14 protein-coding genes and 1 riboswitch are annotated in these 14,018 nt (G+C 60.7%); of the genes, 3 read left to right on the top strand and 11 right to left on the bottom strand.

Going from position 1 to position 14,018, the window contains the following annotated elements; translation table 11 throughout:
* The first annotated feature begins 135 nt into the window (after nt 1–135).
* Nucleotides 136–1,500, top strand: coding sequence for a hypothetical protein (locus C2L64_RS20335; protein ID WP_039901701.1), 1,365 nt, complete (start codon nt 136–138; stop codon nt 1,498–1,500).
* A 338-nt stretch (nt 1,501–1,838) separates the two neighbouring features.
* A riboswitch (glycine riboswitch) is annotated at nt 1,839–1,928 on the bottom strand.
* A 75-nt stretch (nt 1,929–2,003) separates the two neighbouring features.
* On the opposite strand, the gene C2L64_RS20330 is transcribed toward C2L64_RS20335, so the two are convergent.
* From C2L64_RS20330 to pdhA, 3 genes are read right to left on the bottom strand one after another with little or no spacing between them, the layout of a single operon-like run.
* Nucleotides 2,004–3,116: a dihydrolipoamide acetyltransferase family protein gene (locus tag C2L64_RS20330; protein ID WP_007589554.1), complete on the bottom strand. Its 1,113-nt coding sequence runs from the start codon at nt 3,114–3,116 to the stop codon at nt 2,004–2,006.
* A 4-nt stretch (nt 3,117–3,120) separates the two neighbouring features.
* Nucleotides 3,121–4,101: an alpha-ketoacid dehydrogenase subunit beta gene (locus tag C2L64_RS20325; protein WP_007589556.1), complete on the bottom strand. Its 981-nt coding sequence runs from the start codon at nt 4,099–4,101 to the stop codon at nt 3,121–3,123.
* On the bottom strand, nt 4,094–5,194 hold the full coding sequence (pdhA, locus tag C2L64_RS20320) for a pyruvate dehydrogenase (acetyl-transferring) E1 component subunit alpha (protein ID WP_007589557.1): 1,101 nt from the start codon (nt 5,192–5,194) through the stop codon (nt 4,094–4,096). The genes C2L64_RS20325 and pdhA overlap by 8 nt, the downstream gene beginning before the upstream one ends.
* 574 nt (nt 5,195–5,768) lie before the next feature.
* On the opposite strand from pdhA, the gene C2L64_RS20315 reads away from it, so the two are divergent.
* Nucleotides 5,769–6,407 carry a putative quinol monooxygenase gene (locus C2L64_RS20315; protein WP_007589559.1) on the top strand — a complete coding sequence of 213 codons (639 nt, stop codon included), beginning with the start codon at nt 5,769–5,771 and terminating at the stop codon, nt 6,405–6,407.
* 678 nt (nt 6,408–7,085) lie between these two features.
* A complete protein-coding gene (locus C2L64_RS20310) occupies nt 7,086–7,469 on the top strand; it encodes a TraR/DksA family transcriptional regulator (RefSeq protein WP_007589561.1) in 384 nt (127 codons plus the stop codon).
* Nucleotides 7,470–8,130: 661 nt separating this feature from the next.
* Here the strand turns inward: C2L64_RS20310 and C2L64_RS20305 are convergent.
* The 8 genes from C2L64_RS20305 to C2L64_RS56300 all read right to left on the bottom strand — a co-directional run bounded on the left by C2L64_RS20305 (nt 8,131) and on the right by C2L64_RS56300 (nt 13,941).
* On the bottom strand, nt 8,131–8,466 hold the full coding sequence (locus C2L64_RS20305; RefSeq protein WP_007589563.1) for a DUF4148 domain-containing protein: 336 nt from the start codon (nt 8,464–8,466) through the stop codon (nt 8,131–8,133).
* A 329-nt stretch (nt 8,467–8,795) separates the two neighbouring features.
* Nucleotides 8,796–9,737: a copper resistance D family protein gene (locus tag C2L64_RS20300; protein ID WP_007589564.1), complete on the bottom strand. Its 942-nt coding sequence runs from the start codon at nt 9,735–9,737 to the stop codon at nt 8,796–8,798.
* Complete coding sequence (copC, locus tag C2L64_RS20295; RefSeq protein WP_007589565.1) at nt 9,737–10,111, bottom strand: copper homeostasis periplasmic binding protein CopC; 375 nt, start codon at nt 10,109–10,111, stop codon at nt 9,737–9,739. The genes C2L64_RS20300 and copC overlap by 1 nt, the downstream gene beginning before the upstream one ends.
* Before the next feature lie 68 nt (nt 10,112–10,179).
* Nucleotides 10,180–10,530: a copper-binding protein gene (locus tag C2L64_RS20290; protein WP_007589566.1), complete on the bottom strand. Its 351-nt coding sequence runs from the start codon at nt 10,528–10,530 to the stop codon at nt 10,180–10,182.
* A gap of 64 nt (nt 10,531–10,594) precedes the next feature.
* Nucleotides 10,595–11,890 (bottom strand): copper oxidase, encoded by a 1,296-nt coding sequence (locus tag C2L64_RS20285; RefSeq protein ID WP_007589567.1) that lies wholly within the window; start codon nt 11,888–11,890, stop codon nt 10,595–10,597.
* A gap of 1 nt (nt 11,891) precedes the next feature.
* Nucleotides 11,892–13,325: a TolC family protein gene (locus C2L64_RS20280; RefSeq protein ID WP_007589569.1), complete on the bottom strand. Its 1,434-nt coding sequence runs from the start codon at nt 13,323–13,325 to the stop codon at nt 11,892–11,894.
* On the bottom strand, nt 13,322–13,627 hold the full coding sequence (locus tag C2L64_RS20275; RefSeq protein WP_007589570.1) for a hypothetical protein: 306 nt from the start codon (nt 13,625–13,627) through the stop codon (nt 13,322–13,324). The genes C2L64_RS20280 and C2L64_RS20275 overlap by 4 nt, the downstream gene beginning before the upstream one ends.
* A gap of 89 nt (nt 13,628–13,716) precedes the next feature.
* The gene (locus C2L64_RS56300; RefSeq protein ID WP_407671835.1) at nt 13,717–13,941 is read right to left on the bottom strand and encodes a hypothetical protein; all 225 of its coding nucleotides are present in this window, start codon (nt 13,939–13,941) and stop codon (nt 13,717–13,719) included.
* Between the last annotated feature and the right edge of the window lie 77 nt (nt 13,942–14,018).

Here is a 14,018-nt window from a genome sequence, read left to right as displayed (position 1 = left end):
GCCATCAAAGAGGCCCAGACACGGGAAATGGGTCGAAACCCCGGGTCATCCGGCAGTGGAGGGTCCGTCTCAGCACAAGTGTTGCCCAGCTCAGTTGCCCATCGACCGAAACAATGAGCCCACGTTGAAAACGAAATGAACCATCCCGCGAAACCGATTGATCCATTTCACGACGTCGATTTGAAAGAAGGCAAGTTCAACAAGACCACTGCCGCCGACGTCCGCAATGCCTTCAGAAATTTCAAAAATCACGGTCCATCTCGACACCTGTGCGTGTTTTTTCATGGCGGTCTCGTATCGGAAGCTGATGGCCTCAACGTCGCCAATCAGTTGATCGCTAACTACACGAGCAGTGACGCATACCCGTTCTTCTTCATCTGGCAGTCCGATCTCGTTACTACAATCAAAGCGATGCTCGAGACCTACAGCGACGATCCCGGTTTCGTGAACGCCGTTAGTCGCACCGTAAAGACGGTAGCCCTGAAGGTCACCGTCGCGCTCGACACTGATCGGTCGCTCAAGAATCGCAGGCCTTCGACCAAGGCTCGCGAGCGGGTGCCGATGACGCTCAAGGAGTCGGCTGCGTTCGCCAGGCCTTTCGATACCGCGTGGGAAAGACGCGCGGGCGCCCAACTCGCCTGCTCAAGTAGCGAACTGGATCAATTCGCACAATGGTTGGCGGAAGAAGGAAAGTCAGTCCAGCACAAGCGGCCGTTATTTCCCGTCAAGCGTCTTGGTGGCCCGCAAAATCCTCTTGCGAGGATCATTCGACGGCTCAATTCTGGACACGGTCACGGCCTGTACACGACGGTTGTCGAAGAACTCTTCGTTGCAGCGGGAGTCGCTGATGAGCTTGGCGCCCCGATCTGGGGGGAGATGAAGCGATTCATCGACAGTTCTTTCTCGAATGACGTCGAGGCTGGCGGAACCACATTTCTAAACCACCTATGCAAGGCGTGGGACGATAATCCGAAGCTGCGCGTTACTCTGATTGGTCACAGTGCTGGCGCGATATACGTGCAGAGATTCATTGAGGCGCTCGATGCGCGACTCGCGGCATCATCACCGCGACAAGTGCAAGTGATCCTTCTCGCTGCGGCCATTACATTCGAACGAATGAAGGCCGGATTACCGGCACTTCACAGACGAGTGAGTGGGCTTCGACTCTTCGGACTCGACAGCAAGACGGAGGGATCGTATTGGGAAGTGCCGCCGATCTACAACAAGTCGCTACTCTATATAGTCTCATCGCTCTGTGAGACGGACCCGAATGCGGATAAGCCACTAGTCGGAATGCAGCGATACTGGAGTGGGACTGCGCCCTACACGGACTCGGATATCCGGGATGTGCTCGAATTCGTACGCGTAAGAAAAGTCTGGTCGCCCACAAGCTCCAACGCGAAGCCAGGCTATCAGTCAGGGGCTAAAAAACACGCGGGGTTTCCCCTTGACAGTGAAACCAACAGCAGCATCTGCTTCATTTTGAAGAACGGTTTCTGATCGCTGCCGGAGCATGGAACCGCGCATATCCGCATGGCGCTGTTATCGCCCTTGACAGAAAACTTATGCGCTATGCCAGTACACCAAGCAAGCGGCTCCGTGTAAATGGAAGTACGCTGCCCCCAAGCGCCGGATCGATACGGTGCGACTCATCCAATTCAATGCCAGTTGCACTTTCTGACAGGCCTTATCGGCTTCGTCAGCGCCATTTATCTTCGTCACTTTCATTTTCGAACGCTCGTGGCCGGCCTCGGCGTGACCTGCGAGTTTCACCTGCGCGCCGCGGAAACGGCCCGGGGTCCCTTCGGTCGCCGCGCATGGCGCCGCTCTCCAGATGGTCCGCCTGCACGGTCCTTTTGCCTGGGAAATTCCGGAGAGCTTGCTCCGTCGGCGTCGTCGCTGCGGACGACCTCTCCCATGCCGCGTGGAGAACAGTGCGACCTGACCGAAGCAAAAGGCACTGACAAGCCCCCGCTTGCAAGCGCTTCGGCTTTGGCGAACCGCTACTGCGCATTCTGCAAATCCGCAATCGTCGCGGCCAGGAAGCGCGCCGCCTCGCCGCCAGTGACGACGCGGTGATCGAACGTCAGGCTGAGCGGCAAGATCCTGTGCACGGCAGGTACGCCGTCTGCCGCCACGACCTGCTCATGGATGCGCCCCGCGCCGAGTATCGCGACCGTCGGCGGCACGACAATGGGGGCTGCGTATTTCCCCGCGATCATCCCGAAGTTCGACAGCGTGATCGTGTTGCCGCGCATTTCCTCCGGTGGAATCTTGCGCGCGCGGATGTCGGCGCGCATCCGGTCGAGACCGCCGCGCAGATCCGCTGCATCGCGATGCGCCACGTTGCGCAACACCGGGACGAAGAGCCCGTCTGGCAGATCGACGGCGATGCCGAGATCGATCTTCTCCGGCACGTGGCGCCGCCCCGTATGTCCGTCGAACCACGCGTTCAGTCCCGGCTCCGCGCGGCAGCCCGCGACCAGCGCGCGTATCAGCCGGATCGTAACGTCGGCGTGCGGCGGCCATGCGTGGATGTCGGCATCGTCGATCACGGTGGCCGCGGCGACTTCGTTCTGCGCGCGTGCCATGTTCTGTGCCATCGCGCGCCGCACCCCGCGCAGCACTTCAGGCGGCCCGAGCTCGCCGAGTATCTTCGCGACGCGCTGCACGTCCGCCGCCGTGATGACGCCTTCCGTTCCCGATGGCGTCACCATCGACAGATCTACGTCCAGCTTTCTCGCAAGCGCCCGCGCCGCCGGAATCGCCTTGATCACGCCACCCGCGCCCACGCCCGTGCCGAGCGCCGCGGGCGTTTCGTGCACGACGTGCTGGCCGACTTCCATATGGCCGACCACGGTGCCCGCGTCGGCATCGCCGCCCTCGCCTTCGAACGCGACGAGCGGCGCGCCCAGATGCACGATGTCACCCGTCTGGCCGAACAGCTTCGCGATGCGGCCGGATTGCGGCGACGGAATGTCGACGATCGCCTTCGCCGTTTCGACCGACAGCAGCGGTTGATCCGCACTCACCTCGTCGCCGCTCTTGACGTGCCACGCGACGATCTCCGCTTCCTGCAAGCCCTCGCCGAGGTCGGGCAGTTTGAAGATTTTCATGGCTTCACGACGCCTCCAGAGCTTGCCTGACCGCAGCGACGATGCGCGCGGCGCTGGGCATGTATTGATTCTCGAGCCGGTACAGCGGCACGACGACGTCGTAGCCCGTCACGCGCTGCACGGGCGCTAGCAGCGAGTAAAGCCCGCGCTCGGCGATGTTGGCGGCGATCTCCGCTCCGACGCCGCCCGTGCGCGAGCCTTCGTGCACGATCACACAGCGGCCCGTCTTCCCCACCGACGCGAGTATCGTGTTCATGTCGATCGGCTTGAGCGTCGCCACGTCAATCACTTCGGCCATCACGCCGTCCTGCGCCAGCAGATCGGCAGCCGCCTGAGCATCCTGCACCGCGCCGCCCCAGCTCACCAGTGTTACGTCGGAGCCGTCGCGCAACGTGAAGCAGGTGTCGAGCGGCAACGCTTCGCCGTTGTCATCCACCGTCTGCCGGAACAGACGATACAGGCGCGTCGGCTCGAAGAAGATCACCGGGTCGGGGTCGCGAATCGCGGCAAGCAGCAGACCGTAAGCGCGCGCGGGCGACGACGGCGTGACGACGCGCAGGCCGGGAATGTGCGCGAACAGCGCCTCGGGACTTTCGGAATGATGCTCCGGCGCGTGTATGCCTGCGCCGCACGGCGCGCGGATCACGAGCGGGCATGAAAGGCGTCCGCGCGTGCGGTGCCTCAGACGCGACGCGTGGTTGAGCACGTGATCGATCGTCGGATACAGGAAGCCGCTGAACTGGATCTCGGCGACGGGTTTCAGGCCCATTGCCGCCATGCCGATTGCCGCGCCCGCAATCGCCGTTTCTGCAAGCGGCGTATCGATTACGCGTTGCGTGCCGAAGCGCGCCTGCAATCCGGCCGTCGCGCGAAACACGCCGCCGTTCACGCCAATGTCTTCGCCGAGCAGCACGACGGCGGGATCGTGCTCGAGTTCGTAGGCCATCGCCTGATTGAGCGCGTCCACCATGTTGAGATCAGCCATGGCCGTTCTCCTGATGGTTCGCCGCAGCGGGCGCGAAGCGCTGCGCGTTCTCCCGTTGCTCGCGCAGCGCGTGCGGCAGCGTTTCGTACAGGTGATCGAACATCGCGGTAATCTCGGGCGGCGCAACGGCGAGATAGGCTTCGACCGCCTGTTCGACCTGCTCATGACATGTCTTGCCGAGCTGCTCGTCCTGAGCCTTGTCCCAGACGTTCATACGCATCAGATACGTGCGCAGACGCAGCAGCGGTTCGTACTCCCACTGCTTGCGGATCAGTTCGGAATCGCGATAGCGGGTTGCATCGTCGGCTGTCGTGTGGTCGCCCAGGCGATAGCTGAGCGCCTCGACCAGCGTCGGGCCGTCGCCGCGCCGCGCTTTCGCCAGTGCCGCATGCATCACCTGATGCACAGCGATCACGTCATTGCCGTCGACCTGCAGCCCGTCGATGCCCGCAGCAATCGCTTTCTGCGCGAGCGTCTGCGCCGCGCTCTGCGTGCTGCGCGGTACCGAGATCGCCCACTGGTTGTTATTGATGACGAGTACGAGCGGTGCCTGCCAGACACCCGCCATGTTCATCGCCTCGTAGAAGTCGCCCTTCGATGTGCTGCCGTCCCCGAAGATCGCAACGGCGACGCGCGGCTCGCCGCGCAGTCTGAACGCGTAGGCCGCGCCAGCGGCATGACACACCTGTGTGCCGATCGGCACGCAATTCGGAAAATCGTGGCGCGGCACGGCGAAATCGCTGCCGCGCTCGTCGCCGCCCCAATACAGCAAGCTTTCCGTCATCGTGACGCCGCGCAGCAATTGCGCCGCGTGATCGCGATACGAAGGAAACAGGACGTCGTCGGCCCGCATCGCACTGGCGACGCCCACGCCGATCGCCTCCTGTCCCACCGACGACGCAAACGTACCGAGCTTGCCAGTACGTTGCAGTGCAACCGCTTTGGTGTCGAACGCGCGGGTGAGGACCATCGCGCGATAGAGGGGAATCAGCGCCGCCGGGTCCCGCGCGAAGGCGGGCAATGACTGGACGGGGACGCCGTCGGGGCCGAGGTATTGCGTGTACCCGATGTGGAAACTGGCAGCCGTGGTCATGACCGCCTCCTTGTTCTTTCTGATATCGAATGCGTGCGGGAGTTCGCACGCGACGCGCAAATGCTGGCGCTCAAACCTGATCAGCAAACTCTATGATTGGACATGGGAAACGCGCAGATGGTGCTGCTTTCGGTGTTGACGTTTACACGGGGTAAACACGAAGCGTGCGGCCGCGTTGTCCCGATGCAATACAGAAGCCGACGAGCGCAGCACAATGCGTTTATATTCTGCGCTCGCGGCGTCAACAGACGTTGAGAGATTTCGTGGGTCATCGGGCTCAGGAAGGCTCAAACTGCAGATAACTCCAGATCTGAGCGCCAGGCTAAAAGGGAGTTCGAAGTTGCGCGGCCTGTTCTGGCAGACTCGCCTGGAACAGCTAGGCGAAATCCACTATCGTGTCAGTTGACGTGTATTGCACACGCGCGCGATCGTCGGGCGAGATGTGTCGCCCGACGATCGCAGGAACGAAGGGGTCCCTCGGAGGAGGGCACTGGCTGCGCTGCTGGCTTGTTAGCGTCGACGGACTGCACGCTCGATGCGTTCACGGTCGGTCGATCACGAATGGAGGTGTCTCATGGACACTAAGGGTCTGCTCGTCAGGTTGGAAGTCAAAACCGGCAAGGACGACGCCATGGCGGAAGACGTCCTGCGCTCGGCTCTCGCGATGGGGCGGGCGGAAGCCGCAACGACCACGTGGTTCGCGATCAGATTCGGGCGATCGGAGTACGGCATCTTCGACGTGTTCCCAGACGATGCCGGCCGCGAGGAGCATCTGTCGGGGCCAGTTACACAAGCACTGCTGGATGCCGGCGGCAGCGTTTTTGCCGGGGCGCCGCTGATTCAGGAGTTCGACGTCCTGGCCGACAAGCCGCCTGCAACAACATCGGGCGAGTCCGTCACGAAGGCACTGCTCATCACGTTCAAGGCAAAGGCTGGCCATGAGACACAGGTTGCTCAGTTCCTTCGCGACGCACAAGCGCTCGTGGAGCAGGAACCCAAGACTGTTGCCTGGTTTGCCATCCGTCTCGACGACGGTCACTTCGGCATCTTTGACGTCTTCCCCGACAACGGGGCACGGTTTGCGCACTTGACGGGTCATGTTCCTCGGGAACTCGCCAAGCATTCGCTGTCATTGCTGGGCAGCGTGCCGGACGTCGGAATGCTCGACGTGGTCGACACAAAATGGGCCGACCGGTCTACGAGATTGCGCTGAACGTTCAAGCGACGGCGAATGAGACCTGACAGGGGAGGTTCCCCACCGGTCGGAATCGGCCTGCGTGTCGTATCGTCAGTGATTGCACAAACAGCCTTATGGCGAGTCGCGTGGCGGTACCCGTCCCCTGAGAGTTTTCAGGCTATGATCGTCCGTATTCCGCGACCCCAAACAGACCTTCAGACTACCCGAAAGCGCCGGTTCAACGAAGATGGTCAAAGCCGGTTCTGAACGCGATTTTTCCCGAGGGGCTTCCAATGTGATTTCACCCGTTTGTGCGGGTGACCGGCACGCGGTAGCCAGCGTCGATCAGGGTGTGGCCGATCCCTGAGCCCAGACGCCGGGTGGTTTTGCGACGCTGCTTGCTGGATCCAGTCCTGAGAATGAATGTAGGGCCGCACGTACCGCTGTGACGCGTTGCTTCTGCCTCAAATCTCGCGTGAGTAAAACATTTAATTGTGGGTGCCACTCATTTCACCATCCACCGTCACAGCTTCATTGGTGGGGCTTTAGCGACGAGACTCAGGATCGTCAGACCGGATCGTAACAGTCGCATTGTGCTATCCGCTCCGCGGGTGCATGCTAGGTTTGGCCTGTGTGGGGTAGTACGCACATGACGGAACGCCTTCGCGATGCCACCCGTTGGCGTCGCGTTACAGAACACATCGAGCCTTGTCCATGATCACCCTAACCTGTTCCGAACTCAGGCTGTTACAACAGAGGCTCTGCGAGCGCCGTCGTGAACTGCTGGCGACGCTGCACGGCGAATACGGTGATCTCGCTGGAGCACGGCCGCCCGAAGAGCTGGGCCCCGAGTCGCATCCCGACGAGACCGCATCACGCAAAGCGACCGATCAGTTGCGCACCGCGCTCGCGCAGCACGATTTCGACGAACTGCAGCAGATCGACGCGGCGCTGGCACGCATCGCCGCCGGCCGTTACGGGGCATGCGTTGATTGCGGCGACCCGATCGGTTATGAACGCCTTGTCGCCGCGCCCTACACGGCCCGCTGCGTTTCATGCCAGACGGTGTTCGAACAACACCGCGCCACCCGTCAATAGGAAACCAATCAGGTATAAAACGTCTTCTTGTCGCGATAGACGCAATAGCCCGTCGCACCCATCTATGCGTGCGCGCGAAAATTCGTAAGATCTAAATCGGTCCAGGTCTTTTGTATTGGCGTTCAATCTCCAGGCCTGGTGCAACCTGGCATAGCCCGCGTGCACAGCCAATTCATTGGCATCCGGAAACCCCGTCGGTGTGGGCACCGCTGGCAGCGGCGAGGTGAGGCGGATTTTCACTCATACGGATATCGGAATTCGGGCTCCCGATGGACAGTGAAGTATTGCCAAAGTCACCTTTGTGCACCGCGGACGTTCAAGCACTCAAAAGCAAGACGTAACCAAACGCTCGATCCGCCCGCGCTACGCACCCGGAACGCCGACTTCGGAATGCGGCTCGGAGGCAGATTCCGCCGTCGTTCCTGCTGACGGAGCCGCCTCTGAAGTCGTACGCACCCGGTAAAAGCGCTCCACGGGAAGAACCGCGACGATCCCATCGTCCCTTGAGGCGCCGTGTGCGGCGATGATGCGTACACTGGCTATTAATGGCGTTTGCACCTTCGTAGTACCAGAGAAATTACCACTGCGCTCCCAACTGAGACTGACCGGTAGGCACGTCGCCAGACCCACACGCGACGACGCCGTTACCGGGAGAATTGCTCTACTGCTGATTGGCCCATTTCGGAGCGGTCGACTTCATGCGCGCCCGATTGCGCTCAATCGTCGCCTGACTTGGCGGATAGTCGGCGTGACCAGCCGGGACGAGCCCTTCGCGTCTAGCCTGAATCAGCTCCTGCACCACCTGCTCTCGGGTTTTTCCTTGTTGCTGTGGTTGGATGGCCGGAGTCGTCGCATCGGACGTCGGCTGACTGGCGCTGCTCGCGGACGGTAACGTGGTCGAAGCGGTAGATTCGGGGTAGTCGTGGTCTGCATCGGCAAATGCCAACGTGGCGAGCGTTGCAGCGATGAGCGCGGCGACGATAGTTTTGAGCTTCATATACTCCTCCAGAGCGATGTGAAATCGATAAGAGTCGATTCCGAACGGTTTCCATTCTGGAGAGTGAGGTCTGAACGAGCCGTGACACGAAAATGACTTTTTAGTCATACGAACTAAATGCTCAACGCATCATCCACGTCGGACGCAGCTCTGGCCTCGCGAACACGCATTCCGGTTACGACCCAGCAGAAAAAAAGGACCCAACGTGCTGTCGGGTCCCGAAAAAGATGGCCTTTACCTGAAATCAATCGAGGCAGGACGCAGCCCATATTGACCCTGCGGCGGTGACCATCTGCGTGGACGTGAGAAACAAACGGTACCGAAATCGACTACGAAGTACCAGGTAGTGGGCTGGAGACGAGTACCGCAGCGGCGACCAGTACCCCAGCCAATACCGCAGATTCGATATGCAACACTGCGACAAAGCGTTTTAGAGGCTTCACTGGTGGCGTCGACGAGGCACTCTTCAATGATGCGAGCAGCTTGGGCATCTCGAAGAAACGGTTGTGTCCTCCGAGGGCTGCAGCCACGAACACCAAGGCAAGTTTCAACAACAGAATCTGTCCGTAGCCCGATTCGAGAAGGTCGCCTGGCGACCTGACACCGCGCCAGCCGTTATAGGCGCCCGTAGCAAAAAGAATGACCAGCGCAAGCGTTGCGGCATCCGACAAGGACTGGATATACGCCGCGTTGTTGACATGCTCGCTGCCCGGAGCGTCGAAAAAACGCGGCGCAACAACATGTGTCGTGACCAGCACAAGTCCCACCCATGCGCTGATGGCGAGCAGATGGATCCAGTCCACCCATACGGGCAAGCTGAACAGGCCCGCATCGACCGGATGTCCTCCGTTGCTTCGTGCAAGGGCGACACCCGCCAGAGCCAAGCCGATGCCCAGCGGAAATCGAATCGACTTGCCTGTCTGGGTAAGCGAAAGAATAACTACGCATAGCATCAGTCCCGCGCCGACTAACCACGCATGACCAAAGCCAGTCTCCACGAGCATCGAGCGGACTGCAGGTCCCGCCTCCAGAAGCGTCGACTCACTCATCAACGCACAATGAATCCAGAAAGCAAACGCGCTGGACACCAGCACGCCGACCGACGCGATACGTAGCGCGCTAACCATCCGCCGACTGATTCCCTCCTGCCACGGTGAGTTTCGACGCGCGAGCCATCGGTCGCCAAGCAGTACGCCAACGACAACCGCAAAGCTGAGGTTCTGCAGGGCAACGAACGCGAGCCGCAGGATGCCAAGGAGACCGTCGTTCATCACTTCACCTGGAAGGTGTACGTGCCCTTGGTCTTGTGGGCGTCATGCGTCATCACGGCCCACTGTACCGAGTAAGAGCCGGACGAAATTTTCGGGAGTGCGACCGTCAGCACGCGCGGATTGGAAGCGTCGACTTTGGCCTTTTCCCTGGTCACGGCGGCGCCGTTTGCATCGGACACTTTCACCGTGCTGAAAGTGGATTCGAGGTCTTCATTAAAGGTAAGCCGCAATGCATCAGGTGCCGCATCGAGGGCGCTACCAGCCGCGGGGACTGCATTCTCGAGCTTGCCGTGTGCGAACGCGGCAGCCGGCACCAGTGCGATGGCCGCTGCCGCAGCCAGCCGCGTGAGCTGCTTGCGATTGAACGTTTTCATGTCGTTGCGCATCCTGAATAGTGAAAGTGGGTGTTACCTGCGTTTGAGGGCAGCACCCCGTAAAAGCATTAATTCTTCTGCAGCTTCGTCACCGTCAATGCGCCGTCCACCTCTTCGGCCACGAAATCAATCTTGTCGCCGACCTTGACCTGCGAAATCATCGCCGGGTTCTTGACCTTGAAGACCATCGTCATGGCGTCCATGCCCAGGTTTTCCAGGGGGCCATGCTTGATGGTCAGCTTTCCGGAGGCTGCGTCGACTTTCTTGATTTCCCCATGCGACATGCCTGCTTTCGCCTCGCCGGCTTGCCTGGCGTCACTGCCACCCATGTCCATGTTGCCCATCTCGCCAGCCGCATAGGTCGATGCCGAAATTGCCAGGACGCAGCCAACCACAATCGATGCAAACACGTTCGTCATCACTCTTTCTCCTGCATTGAAATAAAAAGTTAAGCCGGACTTCAAAGTCCGACGAGACAGAAAATCAGCCGTCCGGCAACTCGCCGGTGTATTCGTACGCAACAGTGCCTTTGGGGTGTTTGAACCAGCCTGGGTCGCGGTAGTCCTTGCGCCCCAGTCCCTCGCGAACCTTCACGACGGTGAACATGCCCCCCATTTCCAGCGGGCCGAACGGACCGGTGCCGGTCATCATCGGCAGCGTGTTATCAGGCAAGGGCATTTCCATCTCGCCCATCGCGCCGCCCGTGCTGCCCATTGCCATGTAGTCGGGCACGAGTTTGTTGATACGTTTTGCGAGGTCTTTCTGCTGCACGCCAATCAGGTTGGGTACGGAGTGCCCCATCGCATTCATCGTGTGGTGGGACTTGTGGCAATGGAACGCCCAGTCGCCGGGCCGGTTCGCCGTAAATTCGATGGCACGCATCTGGCCGACGGCGACATCGGCGGTAACTTCGGGCCAGCGCGCAGACGGCGGAATCCATCCGCCGTCTGTGCCCGCGACCTCGAAGTGATAGCCGTGCAGATGGATGGGGTGATTGGTCATCGTCAGATTGCCGAACCGGATACGCACGCGGTCCCCGGCACGTACCGGCAACGGGTCGATGCCCGGAAAGACCCGCGAATTCCAGGTCCACATGTTGAAGTCGGTCATCTCGTTGACGCGCGGCGTGAAGCTGCCCGGGTCGATGTCATACGCGGACATGATGAATACGAAGTCACGGTCGACCTGCATGACGCTGGGGTCTTTCGGATGAACGATGAAAGTCCCCATCATCCCCATCGCCATCTGGACCATCTCGTCCGCGTGCGGGTGATACATGAAGGTGCCGTGCTTCTCGAGCTCGAATTCATAGACAAACGTCTTGCCCGGAGGGATGTGCGGCTGCGTGAGGCCACCCACGCCATCCATGCCCGACGGCAACAGCATTCCGTGCCAGTGAACGGTGGTGTGCTCCGGCAGCTTGTTGGTCACGAAAATGCGGACCTTGTCGCCTTCCACTGCTTCGATGGTGGGGCCGGGAGCCTGGCCGTTGTAGCCCCACAGATTCGCATTCATGCCCGGCGCCATTTCGCGCACCACAGGCTCAGCAATCAGGTGGAATTCCTTCCAGCCGTTTTTCATGCGCCACGGCAGCGACCAGCCGTTCAGCGTGGCAACAGGCGTATACGGACGGCCATTGAGAGGTGTGAGCGGCGGCTGCATGGTGGCTTTCGCCATCGTATGCGCCTCTGGCAGCGACGCAGCACCGGCCTTGCTCACCAATGCTGCTCCGAGCAGTGCGGCCCCCGAGCCGCCAAGAAAACTTCGACGTGACACCATTTCATTTACCTTCAGAATCTGTAGGCGACGCCGGTTGCGTCGTGGGTGCTGACGGCGCCGGGGCCATCGCGAGCGGTGGAAGACGGCCACCGACTGCCTGCTGCAGGTCGGTCTCCGCGAGCCAGTAGTCCTTCAACGCGTCGATATAGCTGTTAACCGCGCCGACCTGGTCACGCGAATCGGACAGCAGTTCGAACACGCTCGCGAGCATGCCGTTGTAGCGAAGCAGCAGCTCATCCGAAATGGTTTTCCGGATTGGCACGACTTCGTCGCGATAGTGCTTTGCGACGTCGTAGTCAGTCACGTAGGCCGAATACGACTCCCGCACTTCCGACCGAGCGTTAATCGCGATCTCGGCGACGCGGTTGACCGACTGCATGTAAATCGCTTCGGCGCGCGCAACCTTCGCGCCGCCCCAGTTGAAGACAGGAATCTCGACGCTGATTTCGTAGCCCTGCTCATGGCCGTCGGAGGTCGTGAAATTGTTCTGATATCCGACGTCAAGCGCGTTGATAAAACGCGTCGCCTTGCTGAGACCCAACGAGCTCGCGACACTCTGCGTCTGCAGCTTCGCCGCCTGGATGTCCAGCCGGTTCTGCATCGCGAAGCTCTCGAGGTCGTTCAGTTCGGGACGGTTCTTGGGCAGGTCTGGCAGGCGTTCTGGAAGCGTGTACTGAGTCCCGGCACCCCACAGGCCCATCGTGCGCGTAAGCTTTTCCCGTGCGGACACAGACTGCTGTCGCGTTCTTGCGAGTTGCGCCACCGCGTCTGCGTAAAACGCCTGCTCGCGAGCGTAGTCGAGCTTGCTGAAGTTGCCGGCCTGTTGCATCCGCAACGCCAGTTCGGCACCAGCTTCCGCCGAATCCTTCACCTGCGCGGCATATGCCGCAGCCTGCTCGGCGGCCACCGCGTTGACATAGGCCCGTCGTGCGTCGGCGGCTACCTTGAGCATCGCATCTGCCGCCAGAAGCTTGGTCTGCTCAAAGCGGCGGCTCTCGATGCGCGTCGCCAGCGGCAGTGTGAGCGCGTTCAACAGTCCGAGCGTGAACGTGCGGTTGATGCTCAGGTCGTTGCCCCCGTGAGTGCGGCTAAAACTGAAGCCGGGGTTCGGGAGCCGTCCTGCCTGAACCAGGTCCGCCTCGGAAATACCGAGCTCTCCGTACGAGGCCTGCAGGCCCCGGTTGTTCAGCAGCGCAATCTGGACTGCGTCATCCATGCCCAAAGGCCTGGAAAGGAGTTCCTGCGTTCGCTTCACGACGGCGTCCCGGTCTTGGTCTGTCTTCACCAGTACGGCGTCTTTCCCGAGGCGCTCGGAAGCGGTCGTCGAAACGGTATTGAAGCCGCCGTCCTTCGAAAACGTCGTGCAGCCGGCGAGAAACACCAGCGCGCTGGCAACAGCAAGGACGCGGCTACTCGAAAAGAAATGCCGCGTCATTTCGCCGGTTCCTCGTGTCTGGAGCTGTGTTCGCTATTTTTTGCGTCTGAGCTGTTGGCGGCCTGCATGTTGCCGTGGCCTATCCCTTTCATCCCCGATGAACTCGTCACGGAACGATTGAGCTCCTGCCAGGTGGGTGCTTTCTGGTCCCGGTATGGCTGGTAGTCCGCGAACGCGGACGGCACGCTGACCGTCGGAACCGATGCGGCAGCGTCGGCCGGGTCAGGAAGTGTGGTGATGGCTTGCACGAGCGCCGGCAACAATGCCGCCGCGCTGAGCAGCGCCGCGATAAACATTCGCATGGATTTTTCTCGTCGTAAGTCACCTGGATGGCCGACGCGCGACCATCAGGGCGAAATTGCGCATCGCAGCCTGAGGCCGCGACAAAGGACTAGACGAGAAAGGTTCGGGGAGGTCGTTCGATGCCGCTAGTCAGAAACGACACGACGTCGGCCGCGGGAGGAAGCGGAACCGCCAAGTGAGCTATGACGGTGGGCGTTGCCACTGTCGGGACGGCAGGTAACGCAATACCGAAGCAACAGGATGCGCACGTCGCGCAAGAATGCGCATGATGTGCGCCTCCATGCTGATGGCTGTGATGAGGTCTATCAGCCATCGCCATACTGCGCATATCATGCCCGTTAATCGATTCAGCCTCATGTGCGTGTTGCGCGAACGTCATTTCACCCACGA

It is taken from the genome of Paraburkholderia hospita (assembly GCF_002902965.1).
Taxonomy (GTDB): Bacteria; Pseudomonadota; Gammaproteobacteria; order Burkholderiales; family Burkholderiaceae; genus Paraburkholderia; species Paraburkholderia hospita.
The sequence above is the reverse complement of the archived record's forward strand: the minus strand, read 5'-3'. Positions and strand labels throughout refer to the sequence as shown.

Coding starts and splice junctions, on each gene's coding strand:
- C2L64_RS20335 (WP_039901701.1), top strand. CDS start 136: ATGAACCATCCCGCGAAACCGATTGATCCATTTCACGACGTCGATTTG.
- C2L64_RS20330 (WP_007589554.1), bottom strand. CDS start 3,116: ATGAAAATCTTCAAACTGCCCGACCTCGGCGAGGGCTTGCAGGAAGCG.
- C2L64_RS20325 (WP_007589556.1), bottom strand. CDS start 4,101: ATGGCTGATCTCAACATGGTGGACGCGCTCAATCAGGCGATGGCCTAC.
- pdhA (WP_007589557.1), bottom strand. CDS start 5,194: ATGACCACGGCTGCCAGTTTCCACATCGGGTACACGCAATACCTCGGC.
- C2L64_RS20315 (WP_007589559.1), top strand. CDS start 5,769: ATGGACACTAAGGGTCTGCTCGTCAGGTTGGAAGTCAAAACCGGCAAG.
- C2L64_RS20310 (WP_007589561.1), top strand. CDS start 7,086: ATGATCACCCTAACCTGTTCCGAACTCAGGCTGTTACAACAGAGGCTC.
- C2L64_RS20305 (WP_007589563.1), bottom strand. CDS start 8,466: ATGAAGCTCAAAACTATCGTCGCCGCGCTCATCGCTGCAACGCTCGCC.
- C2L64_RS20300 (WP_007589564.1), bottom strand. CDS start 9,737: ATGAACGACGGTCTCCTTGGCATCCTGCGGCTCGCGTTCGTTGCCCTG.
- copC (WP_007589565.1), bottom strand. CDS start 10,111: ATGAAAACGTTCAATCGCAAGCAGCTCACGCGGCTGGCTGCGGCAGCG.
- C2L64_RS20290 (WP_007589566.1), bottom strand. CDS start 10,530: ATGACGAACGTGTTTGCATCGATTGTGGTTGGCTGCGTCCTGGCAATT.
- C2L64_RS20285 (WP_007589567.1), bottom strand. CDS start 11,890: ATGGTGTCACGTCGAAGTTTTCTTGGCGGCTCGGGGGCCGCACTGCTC.
- C2L64_RS20280 (WP_007589569.1), bottom strand. CDS start 13,325: ATGACGCGGCATTTCTTTTCGAGTAGCCGCGTCCTTGCTGTTGCCAGC.
- C2L64_RS20275 (WP_007589570.1), bottom strand. CDS start 13,627: ATGCGAATGTTTATCGCGGCGCTGCTCAGCGCGGCGGCATTGTTGCCG.
- C2L64_RS56300 (WP_407671835.1), bottom strand. CDS start 13,941: ATGGCTGATAGACCTCATCACAGCCATCAGCATGGAGGCGCACATCAT.